The 20,560-nt window shown below is 72.5% G+C and carries 21 protein-coding genes and 1 riboswitch; of the genes, 7 read left to right on the forward strand and 14 right to left on the reverse strand.

Annotated elements, in window-relative coordinates; all coding sequences use genetic code 11:
• Positions 1–28: 28 nt before the first annotated feature.
• Complete coding sequence (gene guaB1 / locus AMYTH_RS0134800; protein WP_027934092.1) at positions 29–1,468, reverse strand: GMP reductase; 1,440 nt, start codon at positions 1,466–1,468, stop codon at positions 29–31.
• Positions 1,469–1,498: 30 nt separating this feature from the next.
• Here guaB1 and AMYTH_RS0134805 point away from each other — a divergent pair, with 30 nt between their 5' ends.
• Positions 1,499–1,948, forward strand: a complete 450-nt coding sequence (locus AMYTH_RS0134805) for a DUF309 domain-containing protein (RefSeq protein WP_027934093.1) — start codon at positions 1,499–1,501, stop codon at positions 1,946–1,948.
• A 10-nt stretch (positions 1,949–1,958) separates the two neighbouring features.
• Here the strand turns inward: AMYTH_RS0134805 and AMYTH_RS50015 are convergent, their stop codons facing one another.
• The 4 genes from AMYTH_RS50015 to AMYTH_RS0134825 all read right to left on the reverse strand — a co-directional run bounded on the left by AMYTH_RS50015 (position 1,959) and on the right by AMYTH_RS0134825 (position 5,901).
• Positions 1,959–2,282 carry a hypothetical protein gene (locus AMYTH_RS50015; protein WP_157360713.1) on the reverse strand — a complete coding sequence of 108 codons (324 nt, stop codon included), beginning with the start codon at positions 2,280–2,282 and terminating at the stop codon, positions 1,959–1,961.
• Positions 2,283–2,445: 163 nt separating this feature from the next.
• On the reverse strand, positions 2,446–3,429 hold the full coding sequence (locus AMYTH_RS0134815; RefSeq protein WP_027934095.1) for an ABC transporter substrate-binding protein: 984 nt from the start codon (positions 3,427–3,429) through the stop codon (positions 2,446–2,448).
• 20 nt (positions 3,430–3,449) lie between these two features.
• Positions 3,450–4,469, reverse strand: a complete 1,020-nt coding sequence (locus AMYTH_RS0134820) for a FecCD family ABC transporter permease (protein WP_027934096.1) — start codon at positions 4,467–4,469, stop codon at positions 3,450–3,452.
• Positions 4,470–4,875: 406 nt separating this feature from the next.
• Positions 4,876–5,901, reverse strand: coding sequence for a FecCD family ABC transporter permease (locus AMYTH_RS0134825; protein ID WP_027934097.1), 1,026 nt, complete (start codon positions 5,899–5,901; stop codon positions 4,876–4,878).
• A 120-nt stretch (positions 5,902–6,021) separates the two neighbouring features.
• Between AMYTH_RS0134825 and AMYTH_RS0134830 the strand changes: the two genes are divergently transcribed.
• Entirely contained in the window at positions 6,022–7,554 is a 1,533-nt protein-coding gene (locus AMYTH_RS0134830; RefSeq protein ID WP_228685081.1) for a CehA/McbA family metallohydrolase, read from the forward strand.
• 45 nt (positions 7,555–7,599) lie between these two features.
• On the opposite strand, the gene AMYTH_RS0134835 is transcribed toward AMYTH_RS0134830, so the two are convergent.
• Together AMYTH_RS0134835 and AMYTH_RS0134840 are read right to left on the reverse strand one after the other, a co-directional pair.
• Entirely contained in the window at positions 7,600–9,126 is a 1,527-nt protein-coding gene (locus tag AMYTH_RS0134835) for an ATP-dependent DNA ligase (protein ID WP_027934099.1), read from the reverse strand.
• Positions 9,087–10,013, reverse strand: a complete 927-nt coding sequence (locus AMYTH_RS0134840; protein ID WP_027934100.1) for a DMT family transporter — start codon at positions 10,011–10,013, stop codon at positions 9,087–9,089. Before AMYTH_RS0134840 ends, AMYTH_RS0134835 begins: the two co-directional genes overlap by 40 nt.
• 68 nt (positions 10,014–10,081) lie before the next feature.
• Here AMYTH_RS0134840 and AMYTH_RS0134845 point away from each other — a divergent pair, with 68 nt between their 5' ends.
• Together AMYTH_RS0134845 and nicT are read left to right on the forward strand one after the other, a co-directional pair.
• The gene (locus AMYTH_RS0134845) at positions 10,082–10,684 is read left to right on the forward strand and encodes a TetR/AcrR family transcriptional regulator (protein ID WP_027934101.1); all 603 of its coding nucleotides are present in this window, start codon (positions 10,082–10,084) and stop codon (positions 10,682–10,684) included.
• 46 nt (positions 10,685–10,730) lie between these two features.
• Positions 10,731–10,900, forward strand: a riboswitch (cobalamin riboswitch).
• 44 nt (positions 10,901–10,944) lie between these two features.
• Positions 10,945–11,997, forward strand: coding sequence for a Nickel transporter NicT (gene nicT, locus AMYTH_RS0134850; protein WP_027934102.1), 1,053 nt, complete (start codon positions 10,945–10,947; stop codon positions 11,995–11,997).
• On the opposite strand, the gene AMYTH_RS0134855 is transcribed toward nicT, so the two are convergent.
• Positions 11,986–12,540: a sigma-70 family RNA polymerase sigma factor gene (locus AMYTH_RS0134855; protein WP_027934103.1), complete on the reverse strand. Its 555-nt coding sequence runs from the start codon at positions 12,538–12,540 to the stop codon at positions 11,986–11,988. The two genes, nicT and AMYTH_RS0134855, sit on opposite strands and share 12 nt — an antisense overlap.
• A gap of 169 nt (positions 12,541–12,709) precedes the next feature.
• Here AMYTH_RS0134855 and AMYTH_RS0134860 point away from each other — a divergent pair, with 169 nt between their 5' ends.
• Entirely contained in the window at positions 12,710–13,438 is a 729-nt protein-coding gene (locus AMYTH_RS0134860) for a zf-HC2 domain-containing protein (protein ID WP_027934104.1), read from the forward strand.
• Here the strand turns inward: AMYTH_RS0134860 and AMYTH_RS0134865 are convergent.
• Positions 13,405–14,277, reverse strand: coding sequence for a helix-turn-helix domain-containing protein (locus AMYTH_RS0134865; RefSeq protein WP_027934105.1), 873 nt, complete (start codon positions 14,275–14,277; stop codon positions 13,405–13,407). The two genes, AMYTH_RS0134860 and AMYTH_RS0134865, sit on opposite strands and share 34 nt — an antisense overlap.
• 123 nt (positions 14,278–14,400) lie before the next feature.
• Here AMYTH_RS0134865 and AMYTH_RS0134870 point away from each other — a divergent pair, with 123 nt between their 5' ends.
• On the forward strand, positions 14,401–15,420 hold the full coding sequence (locus AMYTH_RS0134870) for an aldo/keto reductase (protein WP_027934106.1): 1,020 nt from the start codon (positions 14,401–14,403) through the stop codon (positions 15,418–15,420).
• A gap of 42 nt (positions 15,421–15,462) precedes the next feature.
• On the opposite strand, the gene AMYTH_RS0134875 is transcribed toward AMYTH_RS0134870, so the two are convergent.
• A complete protein-coding gene (locus AMYTH_RS0134875) occupies positions 15,463–16,860 on the reverse strand; it encodes a class II fumarate hydratase (RefSeq protein ID WP_027934107.1) in 1,398 nt (465 codons plus the stop codon).
• 103 nt (positions 16,861–16,963) lie between these two features.
• Here AMYTH_RS0134875 and AMYTH_RS0134880 point away from each other — a divergent pair, with 103 nt between their 5' ends.
• Positions 16,964–17,938: an NAD(P)/FAD-dependent oxidoreductase gene (locus AMYTH_RS0134880; RefSeq protein WP_037322922.1), complete on the forward strand. Its 975-nt coding sequence runs from the start codon at positions 16,964–16,966 to the stop codon at positions 17,936–17,938.
• A 1-nt stretch (position 17,939) separates the two neighbouring features.
• On the opposite strand, the gene AMYTH_RS0134885 is transcribed toward AMYTH_RS0134880, so the two are convergent.
• The 4 genes from AMYTH_RS0134885 to AMYTH_RS0134900 all read right to left on the reverse strand — a co-directional run bounded on the left by AMYTH_RS0134885 (position 17,940) and on the right by AMYTH_RS0134900 (position 20,557).
• Positions 17,940–18,794: a S1 family peptidase gene (locus tag AMYTH_RS0134885; RefSeq protein ID WP_027934109.1), complete on the reverse strand. Its 855-nt coding sequence runs from the start codon at positions 18,792–18,794 to the stop codon at positions 17,940–17,942.
• A complete protein-coding gene (gene glpX, locus AMYTH_RS0134890) occupies positions 18,791–19,861 on the reverse strand; it encodes a class II fructose-bisphosphatase (protein ID WP_027934110.1) in 1,071 nt (356 codons plus the stop codon). The genes AMYTH_RS0134885 and glpX overlap by 4 nt, the downstream gene beginning before the upstream one ends.
• Before the next feature lie 85 nt (positions 19,862–19,946).
• On the reverse strand, positions 19,947–20,162 hold the full coding sequence (locus tag AMYTH_RS0134895; protein WP_017984779.1) for an exodeoxyribonuclease VII small subunit: 216 nt from the start codon (positions 20,160–20,162) through the stop codon (positions 19,947–19,949).
• Positions 20,159–20,557, reverse strand: coding sequence for a hypothetical protein (locus AMYTH_RS0134900; RefSeq protein WP_027934111.1), 399 nt, complete (start codon positions 20,555–20,557; stop codon positions 20,159–20,161). Before AMYTH_RS0134900 ends, AMYTH_RS0134895 begins: the two co-directional genes overlap by 4 nt.
• Positions 20,558–20,560: the final 3 nt, after the last annotated feature.

The raw sequence follows: 20,560 nt of genomic DNA on the forward strand, positions 1-20,560 counted from the left end.
GCCGCCTCCGGCGAGGCGGCCCCGTTCCTCACCAGCCCGCGGGCAGCGGTCGTCCCTCGGCGAAGCCGGCGGCCGACTGGATGCCCAGCACCGCGCGGCGGTGGAAGTCCTCGATGTCCCGCGCGCCCGCGTAGGTGAACGCGGACCGGACGCCCGAGCAGATCTCGTCGATCAGGTCCTCGACGCCGGGGCGCTGCGGGTCGAGCAGCATCCGCGACGACGAGATGCCCTCCTCGAACAGGGCCTTGCGGGCCCGCTCGAACACGTTGTCGGTGCGCGTGCGGGCGCCCACGGCCCGCTTCGACGCCATCCCGAACGACTCCTTGTACGGACGGCCGTGCTCGTCGTAGCGCAGGTCGCCGGGGGATTCGTGGGTGCCGGCGAACCAGGAGCCGACCATGGCCGCGGACGCGCCGGCGGCGAGCGCCAGCGCGACGTCGCGGGGGTGGCGGACGCCGCCGTCGGCCCACACGTGCTTGCCCAGCTCACGGGCGGCTTTCGCGCACTCCAGCACCGCGGAGAACTGCGGGCGGCCGACGCCGGTCATCATCCGCGTCGTGCACATCGCGCCGGGGCCGACGCCGACCTTGACCACGTCCGCGCCCGCGTCGATGAGGTCACGCGTGCCCTCCGCGGTGACCACGTTGCCCGCCACGACCGGCACCGCGGGCGAGACCGAGCGGACGGCCTTCAGCGCGGCGATCATCTTCTCCTGGTGGCCGTGCGCGGTGTCGACCACGAGCGTGTCGATGCCCGCGGCCAGCAGCGACTCGGCCTTGGCGGCGACGTCGCCGTTGATACCCACGGCGGCCGCGACGCGCAGTTTCTGTTGCGCGTCCACGGCCGGGGTGTAGATGTCGGCGCGCAGCGCCGCGGTCTGGGTGAGGATCCCGGCGAGCTTGCCGTCGGCGTCCACCCCCAGCGCGATCTGGGCGCCCGCGGCGTGCAGGCGCTCGAAAACCTCCCGCGACGGGGTGTCGAGCGGGCAGGTCACGGGCGGGGTGTAGGCGACCTCGGCGACGCGCGCGAAGCGGTCCACGCCCGTGCAGGCGGCCTCGTCGACGATGCCGTGTGGGCGGCCGTCCTCGTCGACCACGACGACGGCGCCGTGCGCGCGCTTGCCGATCAGGTTGAGAGCGTCCGCGACGGCGTCACCGGCGGTGAGGACCAGCGGGGTGTCCCAGGTGGTGTGGCGGCTCTTGATCCAGGCGACGATGTCGGCGACCGCGGCCGGGTCGACGTCCTGCGGCAGGACGACGAGCCCGCCGCGCCGCGCGACGGTCTCGGCCATCCGCCGCCCCGCGACGGCGGTCATGTTGGCGACGACGATCGGGATCGTGGCGCCGGTGCCGTCGACGGTGGACAGGTCGACGTCGAAGCGCGATTCCACGGCCGAGCGGTTGGGCACGAGGAAGACGTCGTCGTAAGTCAGGTCGTGAGCGGGCCCGTGGCCATCGAGAAAACGCACGAGTCCCCAGACTACGGCACAATCGGCGCCATGGCCGATCGGGACCGCGACGCCGAGGGCAAGCCGCGAAACGCCCGCCCGCGCGACGGGCTGGGGCGGCCGCTGCCGTACGGGACGCCGGGGGTGGAGCGCCAGCCGGAGGGCATCGCGCGCACCCCGGCGGAGACGGTGGAGGAGGCCCAGCGCCTGCTGGACGCCGGACGCCCGTTCCACGCGCACGAGGTGTTCGAGGACGCGTGGAAGTCCTCCGACGGCGCGGACCGCGGGTTGTGGAAGGGGCTGGCGCAGCTGGCGGTCGGGCTGACGCACGCCGCGCGCGGCAACGCGAAGGGCGCGGTGTCGCTGCTGACCCGCGGCGCCACGGCGATCGAGCCCTACGCGGCGGAGTCCCCGCACGGGATCGACGTGGCCGGCCTGGTCGCCTGGGCCCGGGAGGGTGCGGAGGCGCCGGAAAATCTCCGCACCCCGCGGCTCACCTAGCCGCTTCCTGTCAGGGTGGGCCTGTGACCGCGCGGACAACGCACCGCACCCAGCCACCCCGCCCGGCCATCCCGCCCCGGCGCCCGGCCAGCTCGCGGCCGTACCGGGCCACCTCGCGGCCGTGCCGGGCCACCCCGGGGCCGTGCCGGGCCTCCCCGGGGCTGTGCCGGGCCAGCTTGCGGCTGTGCCGGGCCTCCCCGGGGCTGTGCCGGGCCAGCTTGCGGCTGTGCCGGGCCTCCCCGGGGCTGTGCCGGGCCAGCTCGCGGCCGTGCCTGGCCACCGCGCGACCGCTTCCGGCGACCTCGCCGCCGCGCCCGGGCCAACCCGCGACCATGGCGGGCCACCCCGCAGCCGCTACTGGCCACCCGGCCCCGGCGCCCGGCGGGCTCCGCCGCGCGCGGCAGCGCGCCGCGGGCGGCAAAGCCGCCGCAAAACACGCGGCGGGTGCCGTGTTTGCCGTTCCGTGCGCTGTGTTTGCCGGACGGGCGGCGGCCGGGTCAGACGACCTTGCGCGAGGCCTCCAGGTTCGTCGCGAGGTTGTTCAGCGTGCGGGCCTGCGCCACGTAGTCCATCGACGAGAACTCCCACGGGAAAACCTGCCCGGCGGCGGCCGCCGGCGTGCGGGCGAACGTCGCCTGCTGCATGAGCGTGTCCTTGTCCATCGCGCGCAGCGAGTACAGCACCACGTCGGCCGGGTACTTGCCGATGTTCTCCCAGCTGACCTGCTCCCAGTAGTACTTCGAGCCGCCCGGGTCGGGGTAGGTCAGGCCGAGCTCGGTGTAGCTGCGCAGCGCCGGGTCGTCGGCGGCCTTGCAGATGTAGACGCCGTCGCCGGGGTAGGCGGCGATCGCCATCAGGGTGAGGCCCTTGCCGGTGGCGTTCTTGAACCGGGTGCGGGCGGTTTCGTAGGCCTGCTTGGCGTTCGCGGCAGGCTCGGTGCCCAGCGCCCGGACCAGCTCGACGGTCCGGTCGACGACGTTGGTCGCGGAGCCGGCCATCTTCAGCGCCACGATCGGCGCGATCTCGGCGACGGCCTGCTGCTGGGTCACGTCCTTGAACCCGTACAGCGGCTGCGCCGGGTCGATCTTGCCCGTGCTGTCCACGGGGTAGGCGTGGGTGAGGATCAGGTCCGGCTTGGCGGCGGCGAGTGCCTCGATGTCGATCTCGCCGTAGGTGCGGCCGACCTCCTTGACCTGGCTGAGGTCGCGGCCGGTGAAGTTCACGTCGTCGGCGAGGCCGGTATAGCCGAACGAGGCGACGGGCGTGATGCCGTAGTTCCACAGGGACGCGATGGCGTCGTTGAGGCCGGCGATGCGCGTCGGGCGGGCGTCGAGGTCGACCTTGGTGCCCAGGTCGTCCGTGAACGACCAGGCGCCGCCGCTCGCGGACGAGTCCGATCCGCTGGAACCGCACGCGGCGAGTAGACCGGTCGCGGCCACGGCCAGGCTGCCGGTGAGGAAGGTCCGGCGGGTCGCTGTCATGAGGTCACCTTTCGTCGGGGTCAACGTCGTCGGAGGAGGAGCCAGATGAGGTAGGGGGCGCCGATCGCGGCCGTGATCAGGCCGACCGGGACCTCCCAGCTGAACGCGGTGCGGCCGAGCAGGTCGGACGCCTGGACGAGCAGGGCGCCGCCGAGCGCGGACGCGACCAGCGGCGGCCGGGACCCGCCCGTGAGGCGCAGCATGATCTGCGGGGTGACCAGCGCGACGAAGCCGATCGGCCCGGCGGCGGCGACCGCGGCCGCGGTGAGCCCGACGGCCACGCCGATCGCGCCCAGCCGGGAGGCCTGGATGCGCACACCCAGCCCGGCGGCCGCGTCGTCGCCGAGCTGGGTGACGGCGAGCGTGCGGGGCAGCGTGAGCGCGGCCGGGACGAGCAGCGCGGCGAGGATGAGCAGGGGGATCGCCTGGTCCCAGCTGACGGCGCTGATCGAGCCGACGAGCCACACCGTGGCCTGGGCGGCACTGTTGATGCTGGCGAGGATGAGGAGCCAGCTGGTGAGCGCCGTGAGGACGGCCCCGCACCCGATGCCGACCAGCACCAGCCGGAAGCCGTCGACGCCGTGGCGCCAGGAGAACCAGTAGACGGCCGCGGCGGCGACGAGACCGCCGACGAGCGCGGCGGCCGGCACGCCGATGGTGGTGATTCCGCTGGCGAGGCTGTAGACGCCGCCCCCGAAGACGATCACCGCGACCGCGGCCGCGGAGGCGCCGCCGGTGACGCCGAGGATGTCCGGGGTGGCGAGCGGGTTGCGGGAGATGGTCTGGGTGAGTGCCCCGGCCATGGCGAGGCAGGCGCCCGCCACGCACCCGGTGACGGCCCGCGGGACGCGCAGGTCGAACAGGATGTGCCGGTCGATGCGGTGCCCGCCGCCCGTGAGCAGCTCGGGCAGCTGGGCGAGCGGGATGGGGTACTCGCCGATGGTTACGCCCACCGCGGTGACCAGCAGGAGCGCCACGAGCACCACGAGGCAGACGGTGGCCGCGCGGGTGTTCCACCGCACGCCGAGGGTGGTGGTCATGCGCGCCCGCCGCCCCGGGTGACGAGGCCCGCCGCACGGGCTGTGTGGGGGAGGTCGGCCGCGGACCGGTCCGTGATTGCGGCGCTGTGTTGCGGACGGCGTGCGAAGGCGCCGCCGCCGAGGATGGGCGGTGTGATGCCGGCCGGGGGTTGCGCCGCGGCCGCGATCGGGTGGCCGGCGGGTGGGGTGGCACTGGTCGCGACTGCGTGTCGGGTCGTGTGGGTGGGTTGGGTGTGTGGCAGCAGAGCTTCACCAGCCGGGTTCGGCGGGCGATCAGGACGAAGGCGCCGCCGCCGAGGATGGCCAGCATGATGCCGGCCGGGGGTTGCGCCGCGGCCGCGATCGGGTGGGGTGGCACTGGTCGCGACTGCGTGTCGGGCCGTGGGGGTGCGTTGGGTGGGTGGCATCAGAGCTTCACCAGCCGGGTTCGGCGGGCGATCAGGACGAATGCGCCGCCGCCGAGGAAGGCCAGCGTGATGCCGGCCGGGAGCTCCGCCGGGGCGGCGATCAGGCGGCCTGCGACGTCGGCGAGCAACAGCAGCACCGCGCCGGCCAGGGCGGAGCACGGGAGCAGCCACCGGTGATCGGGGCCGGTCACGGTGCGCACCACGTGCGGGACGATCAGGCCGAGCGCGGCGATCGGCCCGGCGGCGGCTGTCGCGGCGCCGGCCAGCAGCGTCACCGCGGCCAGGCCGACCATGCGACTCACCGCGACCGACTGGCCCAGCCCACGCGCGGTGTCCTCGCCCAGGGAGACCGCGTTCAGCGCCCGCGTGTTCAGCATCGCCAGCACCAGCCCGGCCACCACGAACGGCAGGATCCCGAGGCTGATGCTCGCGTCGCGGCCGCTGATCGAACCCACCACCCAGCGGCGGTAGACGTCCAGCGTCGGGTTGTCGCTCAGGATCACCAGCGACGTGAAGGTCGACAGCAGCGCCATCACGGCCGCCCCGGCCAGCGCCATCGGCACCGGGCTCAGCTGGCGCCCGCTCGACCCGATGGCGAACACCGCCGCCGTCGCGATCAGCGCCCCCGCGAAACCGAACCACACCTGACCACCGGGATCGGCCACCCCGAAAACCTGCGCGGCCAGCGCCACCGCGAGCGCGGCGCCCGCGTTGATGCCGAGCAGACCGGGATCGGCCAGCGGGTTGCGGGTGTGCCCCTGCATGAGGACCCCGGCGGCGCCGAGCGCGACACCGACGAGCACCCCCAGGGCGGTGCGCGGCAGGCGCACGTCACGGACGATCGTCGCCGCCTCGCTGCCGTCGTCGTGCAGCAACACCCGGACGGCGGTGCCGATGCCGAGGTGGTTGCTGCCCAGGACCAGGCTCAACGCGACCGCGACGACCAGCGCCGCCAGCAGGGACACCAGGAGCACCAACCGGCGCGGCGTCGTCCTGGTCACCGAGGGTGACATGATCGCGTTCACGCTCTGCAACTTAGCTTAGCCGAACCTAAGCACGGAAGTGTGACGTTCGTTCAGGTTCTGGACACGCGGTGTACGGGCAGCCGGCTCACGAAGGTCATCCGCCGCTGATGACATGGCCGCATGTGCATGGGTTGCGGGGTTTCCCGACGTGGTTTCCTGCAGGCGGCGGCGGTGGCCGGCGCGGTGACGCTCGCGCCGGTGGCGTTCGCCGAGGCGGCCGAGGGCCAGGCCGAGACCAAGGTGCTTACCGGCCGGTTCGAGCCGGGCACCGCGGACTTCGTGTACCTGCCGGTGGAGGTCCCGGCCGGGGTCAGCCAGTTGTCAGTGGTCTATAGCTACGACAAGCCGGCGGTGCCCAGCGGGACGCCCGGCAACTCGTGCGACATCGGCATCTTCGACAACCGCGGCACCGCTCTCGGCGGCGACGGCTTCCGCGGCTGGTCCGGCGGCTTCCGCGACCGCTTCTCGATCAGCCGCACCGAGGCCACGCCCGGCTACCTGCCCGGCGACATCACGCCCGGCACCTGGCACATCGTCCTCGGCCCGTACACGATCGCGCCGCAAGGCCTGAACTACCGCGTCGAGGTGACGCTCACCCACGGCCCGGCGGGCGAGCCGTACCGCCCGAACTACCCGTCCGAGCGCACCCGCACGCGCGGCCGCCAGTGGTACCGGGGCGACTGCCACCTGCACACCGTGCACTCCGACGGCAAGCGCCTGCCGTCCGAGGTGGCCGCCGGTGCGCGGGAGGCCGGGCTGGACTTCATCACCTCGACCGACCACAACACGTCGTCGTCGCACGGCGTGTGGGGCGAGTTCGCCGGCGACGACCTGCTGATCATGCTCGGCGAGGAGGTCACCACCCGCAACGGCCACTGGCTCGCGCTCGGCGTGCGGCCCGGCCAGTTCGTCGACTGGCGGTACCGGTCCCGCGACGGTGAACTGCCCGAATACCAGCGTGCGGTGCACCGCTCCGGCGGCCTCTGCGTCGCCGCGCACCCGTACTGCCCGTGGGTCGGGTGCAACTTCAAGTTCGGCTACACCGGCTTCGACGCGGTCGAGGTGTGGAACGGTCCGTGGACGTGGGACGACGACGCAGCCGTGTCCGAATGGGACAACACCCTGGTGGAATCCGTGCGCGGCAAGGGAAGCTGGCTGCCCGCGATGGGCAACAGCGATGCGCACAACCCCGGCCAGACGATCGGCCTGCCACAGACCGTCGTCCTCGCCGACGCGCTCACCCGGGACGCGATCCTCGACGGGATCAGGGCCGGGCGCAGCTGGATCGCCGAGTCGGCCGGCGTCGACCTGTCACTCGCCGCGACGGGACCGCGCGGCCAGGCCGCCGGCATCGGCGACCGTCTCGCCGTGGCGGACGGGGACAAGGTCGCCGTGCGGCTGGACGTGTCGGGCGTGCCGAACGGGACCGTGCGCCTGATCACCGACGAGGGCCAGGTGTTCCAGCAGAGCCTTCCCGCTTCGGGTACCGGCAGCGTGACGTGGCTGACCACGCCCGCGGTGTCGGCTTATGTGCGTGCTGAGGTACGTCACCCCCTTGCTGATGGTTCGGCGGGTGCTCCCGCGTTGTCGGCTGGTCTCAACTTCGGCGCCATGGCGGCGATGACGAACCCGATCTTCCTCGGCCGGGTGTGACCCCACCGAGACCGACGGGCTGGGAGCCGTCGCGGCGTGGGGTGATCACTCTGGCTGCGCGGCTCCCTTCAACGTCGCGCGGACGGCGTCGATGGTGTCCGCGTCCGCCGGGTCCTTGTCGGGGCGGTAGCGCACCACGCGGGCGAAACGCAGTGCGACACCGCCCGGGTAGCGCGTGCTGACCTGGGCGCCGTCCAGTTCGATCTCGACCACCAGCTCCGGCCGGACGTGCACCGTCCATTTGTCCCGGTGGGTCTCGATCTCCTGGAACGTCCTGGTCTGCCACGCCAGGAGCTCGTCGGTGAGCCCCTTGAACGTCTTGCCGACCATGATCGGCGGGCCGCCGTCGGGGTCGCGTGCCCCGAGGTGCAGGTTCGACAGGTACCCGGTGCGGCGGCCGTGGCCCCACTCCGCGGCGAGGACGACGAGGTCGAGCGTGTGCACCGGCTTCACCTTCAGCCACGCCCGGCCCCGCCGCCCCGCCGCGTACGGCGAGTCGAGCGCTTTCACCATCACGCCCTCGTGCCCGGCGTCGAGGGCGGCCGCGAGGATCGCGTCCGGATCGGACGGTTCCGTCCGTCCCGGGATGAGGTGCTCGCCTGCCACCCGGCGCAGCGCCTCGTTGCGCTCCCGCAACGGCTTGTCGAGCAGGTCCGTGCCGTCCAGGTGCAGGCAGTCGAAGAAGTACGGCTGCAGCAGCAACGCGCGCACCTGCTCCTCGCGCGTGCTGCCGAACCGGCTCATCGTCTCCTGGAACGGCCGTGGCCTGCCGTCGTCGGTCAGCGCGAGCGTCTCCCCGTCGAGCACCACCGACCGGCACGGCAGTGCGCGCACCAGGGACACCAGTTCGCCCACGTGCTGGGTGATCTCGCGCAGCGTTCTCGTGTAGACGTGCACCTCGTCGCCGTCGCGGTGCACCTGTATCCGCGCTCCGTCCATTTTGTACTCGACGATGGCGGACGGGTGCTCGCGCACCGCCTCGTCGAGCGATTCGGCTGGGGACGCCAGCATCGGCCGCAGCGGACGCCCCAGCTCCAGCCCGAAGCCGCCGAGCGCGGCCTCGCCACCGGTGACCGCGGCCGCGGCGGTGACCGGCAGCTGCCCGGACAGCATGAACGCGCGCCGGACCACTTCGGCGGGCACGTCCGCCGCCGCCGCGATCGCGTCGAGCATCACGCCCTCCAGCGCCCCCTGCCGCAGCTCACCGGTGAGCAGGCGGAAGAGGAACTGCTGTTCGGCTTCGGTGGCGCGGGAGAACAGCTCCGCCAACAGGCCGGCCCGGCGCCTGGCCGACCCGCTGCCCGAAGCGGCTCCCACTTCGCCGAGGACCTCGTCGACCCCGGCCACGGTCAGGTTCGGTTCGTCAGCCGGGCCCGCGCCCAGCTCGGCCAGCGTGCGCCACCCCGTCCCGATCCGGCCCTGGGTGGGCCGTCCGGTCAGGAAGGCGACCACGGCGGGCAGCTCCCGCTCGTCCGCGCGGTTGAGCAGGTCCGCCAACGTCGCGATCTTCGCCTTGCGCGAGCGGGTGGCCGCTAGCGAGGCGGAGGCTGTGACGACGTCGGCGAGCAACATGCGGACATCATCTCCCGGCCCACCGACAATTTCCGGGGACGCAGGACCAGCGCGACGGCGCCGAGGCAGACGACCAGCCCGAGCAGGCCACGCAGCGTGATCGTGTCCTCGAACATGAGCCAGGCGAGGATCATCGTGGTAGGCGGTGTGAGGTACAACAGCCCGGACACGGCTGTCACCGAGCTACGACGCAGGACCAGCCAGTAGCAGCCATATCCCCCGAACGTGGAAAACAGGACGACCCACCCGACCGCGAACCAGAAGTCCGGATCCGCGGGCGCGACCAGCTGGCCGGTGGCCGCCGCGACCTCGGTGAACAGGACCGCGCTGGTCACGCACTGCACCACCAGCCCGTCCCAGAGCGGCACGTCGGAAGCCGTCTTGCGCTCGATGAGCGTGGCCGCGACCAGGGCGAGCATCGCCAGGAACGGCAGCGCGTAGGCCAGCGGCGGGGTGCCGGGGCGGCCGGACAGGTCGTCGCCGACCACGAGCGCCACCCCGGCCAGGCCGCCGACCAGCCCGGCCCACCGCAGCGCGCCCGCGCGCTCGCCCAGCACGAACTGGCTCAGCACCACCCCGACGATCGGCTGCAGCGCCGCGATCAGCGCGGACGTCCCGGCGGCGACGCCGAGGTCGGCCGCCGCGTACACGCAGTACAGGTACGCGCCCTGGGAGAGCACGCCGAGGCCGGCCTGGATCGCGGCGTCCCGCGGCCGCATCGAGCGCCGCCGGACCACCCACCACACGCCGAGCAGCAGCCCCGCGGCGAGGAACCGCCAGGCCAGGAGGGACACCGCGCCGCCGGACCTGGCGCCCAGCGTGGCGCCGACGAACCCGGAGCTCCAGAACAGCACGAAACCGCTTCCGGCGACGACGTTCCCCCGCATGCACCCTCCCTGAGTATACCGGTCTGTATAGTCCACGGTAGCTATACCGGTCGGTGTACTGTCAAGTCGTGGAGACGGACAAGCCGCTGACCCCGGCCGCCGAACGGATCCTCACGGTCGCCGGGAAACTGTTCTACGACAACGGGATCCACGCGATCGGCGTGGACACGATCGCCGCCGAGGCCGGGGTCACCAAGAAGACCCTGTACGACCGGTTCGGTTCCAAGGCCGATCTGGTCGCGCTCTACCTGCGCCGCCGGGACGAGCGGTGGCGGGAGCGGGTGCGCTCCTTCGCCGGCCCGCGGACGACTCCGGCCCAGAAGCTGCTCAAGGTGTTCGACGCGCTCGCCGACTGGCTCGACATCGAGAACACGCGTGGTTGCGCGTTCGTCAACGCGCACGCCGAACTGCCGTCGCCCGACCACCCGGGCCGGCAGGTGATCGCCGCGTCGAAGCAGTGGTTGCTGGGCTACCTGCGGGACTTGGCAGTGGACGCGGGCGCGCGGAACCCGGCGCGGCTGGCGGAGGCGCTGCTCGTCCTGGTCGAGGGCGCGACGGTCGCGGCGTCGCTGGACGTGGCGCCGACGGCGGTGGCCACGGCCAAGCGCGTCGCGAAGTCGCTGGTGGACGAAGCCACGGCGGCGCAGCACAACTCGGCGTCCCGTCGGTAGGGCGCCGGTCACCGGGATGGCCCTTGCCCCGCCGCGAGGCCGAAACGTACCGTGAGCGGGCCGTGGTGCTCGGGAAGTCCGGTGTGAAACCGGCGCGGCCCTCGCCACTGTGAACGGGAAGTCCCGGCCCGGGACAGCCACTGGACGCGAGTCCGGGAAGGCGGGCCGCGGATGTCGATCCGAAGCCAGGAGACCGGCCACGGCACGTTGGACCATCCACGAGGTGCTGGAAGGCGGTCTCCATGGGGACTTCACCCACCATGTCCTGGCGCAGGCAGGACACCTACCGCACGGGCCTGTTGCTGCTGGCGATCGTCGTGTTGCACGCGGTCGCCTTCGGGATACTCGCGTTGCTCGTGGTGCCCGGGCACTACGCCGTCGGCGCGCAGGTGTTCGGCTTCGGGCTCGGGCTGACGGCGTACACGCTCGGCATGCGGCACGCGTTCGACGCCGACCACATCGCCGCGATCGACAACACCACCCGCAAGCTGATGGCCGAGGGCCAGCGCCCGGTCTCGGTCGGGTTCTGGTTCGCGCTCGGGCACTCCACCGTGGTCGTCGTGCTGGCGGTGCTCGTCGCGATCGGCGCGAAGGGCATCCTGAGCTGGACCGAGGACGGCTCGTCGGCGCACCGGGTGCTCGGCGTGATCTCCACCGGCGCGTCCGGCGGGTTCCTGTACCTGATCGGCATCCTGAACCTGGTCGCGCTGGTCGGCATCTGGAAGGTGTGGCGTGAGCTGCGCCGCGGCCGCTTCGACGAGGCCGAGCTGGAGGCGCGGCTCGACTCGCGCGGGTTCGTCAACCGTTTCCTCGGCAGGCTCACCCGCTCGATCCGCCGCCCGGGTCAGATGTACCTGGTCGGGCTGCTGTTCGGCGTCGGGTTCGACACCGCCACCGAGGTGCTGCTGCTGGCGCTCGCCGGGTCCGGCGCGGCCGCCGGCCTGCCCTGGTACGCGATCCTGTGCCTGCCGCTGCTGTTCGCCGCCGGGATGAGCCTGTTCGACACGCTCGACGGCACATTCATGAACTTCGCCTACAACTGGGCGTTCGCCAACCCGGTCCGCAAGATCTACTACAACCTCACGATCACCGGCCTGTCCGTCGCGGTGGCGCTGGTCATCGGCACGATCGAGCTGGTCGGTGTCGCCAGGGACGACCTGGGCTGGTCGGGCGCGCTGGTCGACTGGATCGCGGACATCGACCTCGACAGCGTCGGCTACATCGTCGTCGGGTTGTTCGTGGTGGTGTGGGCGGCCGCGATCGCGTACTGGCGGCTCGCCAGGGTCGAGCACCGGTGGAGCTCAGCCGAGTGAGGCCGCCCGCCCGTTCGAGCTGAGCGCGGCGGTCAGGTCCTCGCGGGCCCGGAACACGCGGGACCGGATGGTGCCGACCGCGCAGTCGCACACCTCCGCCGCGTCTGCGTAGGACAGTCCGATCACCTGCGTGAGCACGAACGCCTCCCGCCGCTCCGGCTCCAGCTCGGCGATCAGCTTGCGCAGCACGACGAGCCGGCCGTGGTCGGGCGTCTGGGCGCCGCTCTGCTCGGCGGTGGCCACCCAGTCCTCGACCTGGCTGGTCTGCGGGCGGCGGCGGTTGCCGCGCAGGTGGTCGGCGGCGACGCGCTTGGCGATCGACAGCAGCCACATCCGCGCGGGCGACCGGCCGGCGAACGACGGCAGGGCGGCGAAGGCGCGCAGGTAGGTCTCCTGTACCAGGTCCTCGGCCACGCCGGGGTTGGACAGGTAGGTCAGCAGGCGGTGCAGCTGCCGTTGGGTGGCGGACACGAAGCGCTCGGCGGCCACCCGATCGCCGCGCGCCGCCAGGAAGGCGTCCCGGGTGATCTCGTCGTCGTCCACTTCGCGTTCCTCCCAGTGCGGCCTGACGGTGCGGGCCCTGACCGATGACCTTATGGCCTTCGCGGCATCCGGCGTCAAGGAAACATCACAGGTATGTGAAATCCCAACCGATCCCAGGATCCGGAGCAGTGAGGGGAACTATCCAGCGCGGGCGGACGACAATGCAAATATGGACTGTGCAACCGCGCGCGAGGCGATCTCGGCCAACCTCGACGGCGAGGACCCCGGGGTGGATCCGGTGGCGCTGGACGAGCACGTCTCGCGCTGCGCGGCCTGTCTGACCTGGCAGGACGAGGCGGCGGCGGTGACGCGCCTGGTGCGCCTCGAGCCGGCGGCCGCGTCGCCGGACGTGTCGGCGCGCGTGCTCGACCATGCGCCCGCGCCCGCCCGGCCGGCGCGGCTCGACTGGCCGCGGCTCGCGCTCGTCCTCACCGCGATCGCCCAGATGTCCATCGTGGTGTCGCTGTTGTTCGTGCCCCAGCGGATGGCCGACGGGATGGCGGTCCAGCCCGGATCACACCTCGAGCACGAGGCCGCGGCGTTCAACTTCGCCATCGCGATCGCGCTGCTGTGGGCGGCCGTGAAGCCGCGACAGGCACGCAGCCAGCTGCCGGTCCTGCTCAGCTTCGCCGCCGTGCTGGTCGGGTTGTCCGTGCTGGACCTGGTCGGCGGCCGGGTCGGCTGGGAACGGCTGGCCAGCCACCTGCCGCTGCTGTTCGGCCTGTTCTGCGCGGTGCTGGTGGCGCGGCGCGACGGCCGGTGGCCGTGGCCGGGCAACCGGGCGGGCGCCGAACCGGCGAGCCGCACCGGCTCCGCCGAGACCGGCCAGGACCTCGCCGAACCGGCGGCGCAGTCCCGGAAGTATCAGCCGCCCGCAGCGCGGCGCAACGTCGCCTGATCGATGTCGTCCGTGGCGAGCCAGCTGGCCAGCAGGCCCAGCGCGCGCTCGGAGTCAGAGCCCGGCTCCGCGGTGTAGGTGACGATCGCCTGGTCCGGTTCGTCCGGCAGGCGCAGCGTTTCGTACCGCAGGTGCAGCTCGCCGACCAGCGGGTTGTGGATGCGCTTGTGGCCGTGCGCCTTCTCCCGCACGTGGTGCCCGGCCCACAGGCGGCGGAACAGGTCGCTGCCCAGTGACAGCTCGCCAATCAGCTGGGCCAGGCGGGGATCGCCGGGGCAGCGGCCCGCCTCGGCGCGCAGGTTCGCCACCAGCTCCTCGCAGACCTGGTCGAACTCCGGGTGCAGGGCGCGCGCCTCGTCCTCGTTCAGGAAGAACAGTTTCGGCAGGTTGCGCTCGTCCGGTGGCAGCGAGCCGAAGTCGAACGCGATCGCGCCGCCCATCGGGTTCCACGCCAGCACGTCGAGGTAGCGGCCGAAGACGAAGGCGGGCACCGTCATGGCGTCGAGCAGTTGCTGCACTGCCGGCCGCACCTGCTGCGCGGGGCACCGCCCGGTCCGCCTGAGCCGCGGCGACGCGAGGTTGTGCAGGTAGGAGCACTCGTCCGGGTTGAGGCGCAACGCCCTGGCGAGCGACTCGAGCACCTCGTCCGACACGTTCCGCGCGCGGCCCTGCTCCAGACGGGTCAGGTAGTCGACGCTGATCCCGGCCAGCTGCGCCAGTTCCTCGCGGCGCAGCCCGGCGACCCGCCGCCGCGTCACCCCCTGCGGCAGTCCCACGTCGCGCGGGTCCAGCGCCGCGCGGCGCGCCTTGAGGAACGCTCCCAGATCAGCTCCGTCCACGCCTCCAGTATCCGGATCCGCCGGCGCGTTGCCTGGTACTGCCAGACCCAGGTCGAGCGTTGCCTGGTCCTCCTCCCCGTCCGCGGCGATCTTGGGCACCACACACCAGAGGAGGAACTCGAAATGCGACGACGGATTCTCGGCGGCACCGGTATCGAGGTCAGCGAGTACACGCTGGGCGCGATGATGTTCGGCGCGTGGGGCAACCGCGACCACGACGAGTCGGTCCGGATGATCCACACCGCGCTCGACGCGGGCATCAACTTCGTCGACACCGCCGACATCTACTCCGACGGCGAGAGCGAGGTGATCGTCGGCAAGGCGCTCAAGGGTCGCCGCGACGACGTGGTCCTCGCGACCAAGGGGCACTTCTACGGCCTGAACAGGCCCGGCAGCAACTCCCGCCGCTGGCTGACCCGGGCGCTGGACAACAGCCTGCGACGGCTCGGCGTCGACCACGTCGACCTCTACCAGGTGCACCGCCCCGACCACAACACCGACATCGACGAGACCCTGTCGGCGCTGTCGGACTTCGTGCGGGCGGGCAAGGTGCGCGCGATCGGGTCGTCGGTCTTCCCGGCCGAGCAGATCGTCGAGGCGCAGTGGGTGGCCGAGCGTCGCGGGCACGTGCGGTTCCGCACCGAGCAGCCGCCGTACTCGATCCTCAACCGGGGCATCGAGGCGCACGTCCTGCCGACCGCGCAGCGCTACGGCATGGGGGTGCTGACGTGGGGGCCGCTGTCCGCGGGCTGGCTGTCCGGTAGGTACTCCACACCGTCCGATGTGGACCTGCAGGCCGGCCGGGTCGCGTTGCAGAACCACAAGTTCGACCCGGCCCTGCCCGGGAACGCGGCGAAACTGGCGGCCACCAACGAGCTGAAGAAGGTCGCCGCCGACCTGGGCCGCCCGCTCACGCACCTGGCGCTCGCGTTCGTGCGGTCGCACCCTGCGGTCACCTCGGCGATCATCGGCCCGCGCACGCCGGAACAGCTCGCCGACCTGCTGGCAGGCGCGGACCTCGTGCTCGACGACGACGTGCTGGACCGGATCGACGAGATCGTTCCGCCGGGCGTCGACCTCAACGCCGTCGACCCCGACTACACCCCGCCCGCGCTCGCGGACAAGTCGCTGCGGCGGCGCTGATTCGGCGTGGAGGCCACCCGCGGCCGGGTGGCCTCCACCCGATCACTTGCCGCCGCGCGCCATCCGGAGCACGTCGAGGGCCTCGTCGAGCTGGGCTTCGGTGAGCTTGCCCTGCTCGATGTAGCCGCGCTCGACGACGACCTCGCGGATCGTCTTGAGCTCCTTGAGCGCCTGCTTCGCGACCGCGGCCGCCTCTTCGTAGCCGATGTACTTGTTGAGCGGCGTGACGATCGACGGCGATCCCTCGGCGTAGGCCTTGGTGCGCTCCTCGTTGACGGTGATCCCGGCGACCACCTTGTCGGCGAGCAGCCGGGACACCGCGGCCAGCAGGCGCGCCGACTCCAGCACGTTGCGCGCGATGACCGGCAGGTTCACGTTGAGCTGGAAGTTGCCCTGCGAACCGGCGTAGGCCACCGCCGCGTCGTTGCCGATGACCTGCGAGACCACCTGCAGCGTCGCCTCCGGGATCACCGGGTTGACCTTGCCCGGCATGATCGACGAACCCGGCTGGAGGTCCGGCAGCTGCAGCTCGGCGAGGCCGGTGCGCGGACCGGAGCCGAGCCAGCGCAGGTCGTTGGCGATCTTGGCCAGGGACACCGCGACCGTGCGCAGGTGCCCGGAGGTCTCGACCACGCTGTCCTGGCTGGCCTGCGCCTCGAAGTGGTTGCGTGCCTCGGTCAGCGGCAGGCCGGTCACCTTCGCCAGCTCCTCCGCCACCGCCGCGCCGAAGCCTTCCGGCGCGTTCAGCCCGGACCCGACCGCGGTGCCGCCGATCGGCAGCTCACCCAGCCTGCCCAGCCCGGACTCCAGCCGCTCGATGCCGAACCGGACCTGCGCCGCCCACGCCCCGGCCTCCTGGCCCAGCGTGATCGGCACGGCGTCCATCAGGTGCGTGCGGCCGGACTTGACGATGTCCTGCCACTCCGCGGCGCGCCCCTCGATGGTCTCGGCGAGGTGCTTCAGCGCCGGGATCACGTCGGTCAGCACCGCCTCGGTGGCGGCGATGTGGATCGTCGTCGGGAACGTGTCGTTCGACGACTGCGAGGCGTTGACGTGGTCGTTCGGGTGCACGTCGCTGCCCAGCGCGCGGCTCGCCAGGGTCGCGATGACCTCGTTGGCGTTCATGTTCGACGAGGTCCCGGACCCGGTCTGGAACACGTCGATGGGGAAGTGCGCGTCGTGCCTGCCCTCGGCCACCTCGTCGGCCGCCGCCGCGATCGCGTTCGCCAGGTCGCCCTCCAGCACGCCGAACCGGGCGTTGACCCGCGCCGCCGCGGCCTTGAGCAGGCCGAGCGCGCGGATCTGGGCGCGCTCGAGGCCCCGGCCGGAGATCGGGAAGTTCTCGACGGCGCGCTGGGTCTGTGCCCGGTACAGCGCGTCGACGGGCACCTTCACCTCGCCCATCGTGTCGTGTTCGATCCGGTATTCAGGTTCAGCCATAACCCGAGTCTGGCCCTTCCGCCGGGCGCTCGCTCCGTGTGTTTGCGCACCCGGAATGGTTAGATCGGTGGTGACTTGGATCACGGCGGAAGGGCGGCGGCCCATGGCTCTGTCAGTGGACGTCCTGATCGTCGGCGCGGGCCCGACCGGCCTGTTCGGCGCGTACTACGCCGGGTTCCGCGGGTTGTCGACGGCGGTCGTCGACTCGCTGCCGGAGGCCGGCGGGCAGGTCACCGCGATGTACCCGGAGAAGCTGATCTACGACGTCGGCGGGTTCCCCGCGGTGCGCGGCCGCGACCTGGTCAAGGGGCTGGTCGAACAGGCCGCGCCGTGGAACCCGGCCTACCTGCTCGGGCGCAAGGCCGAGGAGCTGCGCCGCGGTGACGACGGGCTGGACGTGGTGCTCGACGGCGGTGAGGTCGTGCACGCCAGGGCCGTGCTGATCACCGCGGGAATCGGCGAGTTCACGCCGCGGCCGCTGCCGGCCGGGGACGGCTGGCTCGGCCGGGGCATGGTCCACTTCGTGCCCTCGCTGGACGCGCACGCGGGGCAGGACGTCGTGGTCGTCGGCGGCGGCGACTCGGCGTTCGACTGGGTGCTGGCGCTGCACCCGCTCGCGTCGAGCGTCACCCTGGTGCACCGGCGCGCCAGGTTCCGGGCGGCGGAGTCGATCGTCACGCAGGCCCGCGAGCTGGGGGTGCGGATCATCACCGACGCCGAGGTGACCGCTCTGCGCGAAGGGCCGGACGGCGCGCTCGCCGAGGTCGAGGTGCAGGTCAAGGGCGAGGAGCCGGTGGTGCTGCCCGCGCAGGCGGTCGTGGCCGCGCTCGGGTTCACCGCCGACCTCGGGCCCATCGAGAACTGGGGGCTGGACATCCACCAGCGCGCCATCCGGGTCGACTCGACCATGGCGACCGGCGTGGAACGGGTTTTCGCGGCCGGTGACGTGGCCGCCTACCCGGGCAAGGTCAAGCTGATCGCCACCGGGTTCGGCGAGGCCGCGACCGCGATCAACAACATCGCCGTCACCCTCGACCCGGAAGCGCACCTGTTCCCGGGGCACTCCAGCAACCTGTGAGTCAGGCGGGCGGCGGTGGCGTGGAGGTCGTCGTCGGGCTAGGGGAGGGCGTGGGAGCCGGCGCCGGGGTCGGCGTCGGGCTGGGCGCAGGGGCCGGGGGCGGTGGTGGCGCGGTCTGCTCGGTGATCCACTGCGTGTACGCCAGCGCCGAGGTGTAGATCGACGGCGCCGTCGTGCAGGCCGGATCGTTGTTGCCGGAGCGGCTGGTCAGGCCCAGCAGCAGCCACCGGTCACCGGCCCGCACCAGCTCCGGCCCGCCGGAATCGCCGTAGCACGCGCCGGCCGTCCCGCCCGGCGAGTCGGTGCACAGCTCGGTCGCCGGGTCGATGGCCGCGCAACGGGCCGCGTCGACGAGCGTCGTGTCCAGCTGCTGGAGGTCGATCGGCGCGGAGCCGCAACCCGGGGTCGGGCAGAGCTGGCCCCAGCCGAGCAGCCGCACCGACGTGCCGACCGCGACCGATGTGCCGAGCCCGACCGGCGCGGCCTGCACCGGGCCGGCCAGGTGGACCAGGGCGATGTCCCCGCCCGGCCCGCTCGGGTTGTAGTTCGGGTGGGTGATGACCCGGTCCGGTTTCGCGACCTCACCGCCCTGCGTGCGGTCGTTGCTGCCGATCCGGGCGGTGAAGGTGTCCGCGGGCTGGTCGTGGACGCAGTGCGCCGCCGTCAGCAACCACTGCGGGGAGATCAGGGACGCGCCGCAGAAGTGCCTGCCCGCGGTGGTCTGCAGCGACGCGACGAAGGAGTAGGTCTGGTCGGCGGACACGCCGCCGACCAGGTCCGGCCGGGCCGCCGCCGACTGCACCGCCCCGGTGACGGCGAGCAGGCAGGCGGCGGCGATCAGCAGGAGGCGTTTCACGGCAGCGGGGGCACCACATCGTCGTCGGGGGCATCGGTCAGGACACCGTCGAAGTCGACGGAGGAGTACGCGCGGAGCTTGGTCAGGCGGTGGTAGCCGTCGATCAGCCGCACCGTGCCGGACTTGGAGCGCATCACGATCGACTGGGTCGTCGCGCCGCCGGAGCGGTAGTGCACCCCGCGCAGCAGGTCGCCGTCGGTCACGCCGGTCGCGCAGAAGAACACGTTGTCGCCGCGCACCAGGTCGTCGGTGGTGAGCACGCGGTCGAGGTCGTGCCCGGCGCCGATCGCCTTCTCGCGCTCGGCGTCGTCCTTCGGCCACAACCGCCCCTGCAGCTCGCCGCCGAGGCACTTCATCGCGCAGGCGGTGATGATGCCCTCCGGCGTGCCGCCGATGCCGAACAGCATGTCGACACCGGTGGTCGGACGGGCGGCGGCGATCGCTCCCGCGACGTCACCGTCGGAGATGAACCGGATCCGGGCGCCCGCCTCGCGGACCTCCTTCACCAGCTGCTCGTGCCGCGGGCGGTCCAGGATGCACACCGTCACGTCGGAGACCTCGGTGTGCTTGGCCTTCGCGACGCGGCGGATGTTCTCCGCGACCGGCGCGGACAGGTCCACCACGCCCGCGGCCTCCGGGCCGACGGCCAGCTTCTCCATGTAGAAGACCGCCGACGGGTCGAACATCGCGCCGCGCTCGGCGACCGCGAGCACGGCCAGCGCGTTCGGCATGCCCTTGGACATCAGGGTCGTGCCGTCGATCGGGTCCACGGCGACGTCGCAGGCCGGGCCGTCCCCGTTGCCCACCTCTTCGCCGTTGTAGAGCATCGGGGCTTCGTCCTTCTCGCCCTCGCCGATGACGACGACACCGCGCATCGACACGGTCGAGATGAGCTGGCGCATCGCGTCGACGGCCGCGCCGTCGCCCGCGTTCTTGTCGCCCTTGCCGACCCAGCGGCCTGCCGCCATGGCGGCTGCCTCGGTGACGCGCACCAGTTCCATCGCGAGGTTGCGATCCGGCGCTTCCTTGCGTCTGGTCGAGCTCGGGGACTGGGTGCCGCTGGTCATTGCTGCCCTCCAGGGTCGTGCTGGCGCGGGTAACGATTCTCTCAGACTCGCGCGGGCTCGCAGGGCAGCGTCGTGATGGCGAATGTCACCCTTCGTCGCCGGTTTCGTCCTCCACGGACTTCAGCGCGTCCTCGATCCGCTCGCGCGCGCCTTCCAGGTGACGCTCGCACAGCTTGGCGAGGTGCTCGCCCTTCTCCCACAGCGCCAGCGACTGCTCCAGGGACAGACCGCCCGCCTCCAGCTCGCGGACGACCTCGATCAGCTGGTCGCGGGCCTGTTCATAGCCGAGTTCTTCGGTCACCGGGTTGTGCTCCTCGGGGGTCGACGAGCGCACACTACCGCGCTCGCCATCGCGTGGTCGTAACCGGCGAAGGCCGTGGCGAACTCCTGGCCGTCACCCTCGGTGATCGCCAGTTCGATGGACCCCTGCGCCTGCGCGACCCGCCTGCGGTGCGGCGCGCCCTCGTTGAACCACCACTTCACGCCCACGAAGGCCGAGGTCGCCTCCGACAGCTGCCGCAGGCGCGCGTCCAGGTCCCAGCGGCCCGGCACGGCGCACCCGGCCAGCAGCGACGCCCAGCAGGCGCCGGCCGCGGCCTCGGCGGCGCCTGCCCGGTCGAGAACGGCCTGCGCCCCGGCCCGGGCCGCGGCGTCCGTGGTGAGCGGGAGGAACGTTGCCCGAGCGGAACGCAGCACTTC

The sequence above is a fragment of the Amycolatopsis thermoflava N1165 genome, from assembly GCF_000473265.1.
In the GTDB taxonomy this organism is placed as follows: Bacteria; Actinomycetota; Actinomycetes; order Mycobacteriales; family Pseudonocardiaceae; genus Amycolatopsis_E; species Amycolatopsis_E thermoflava.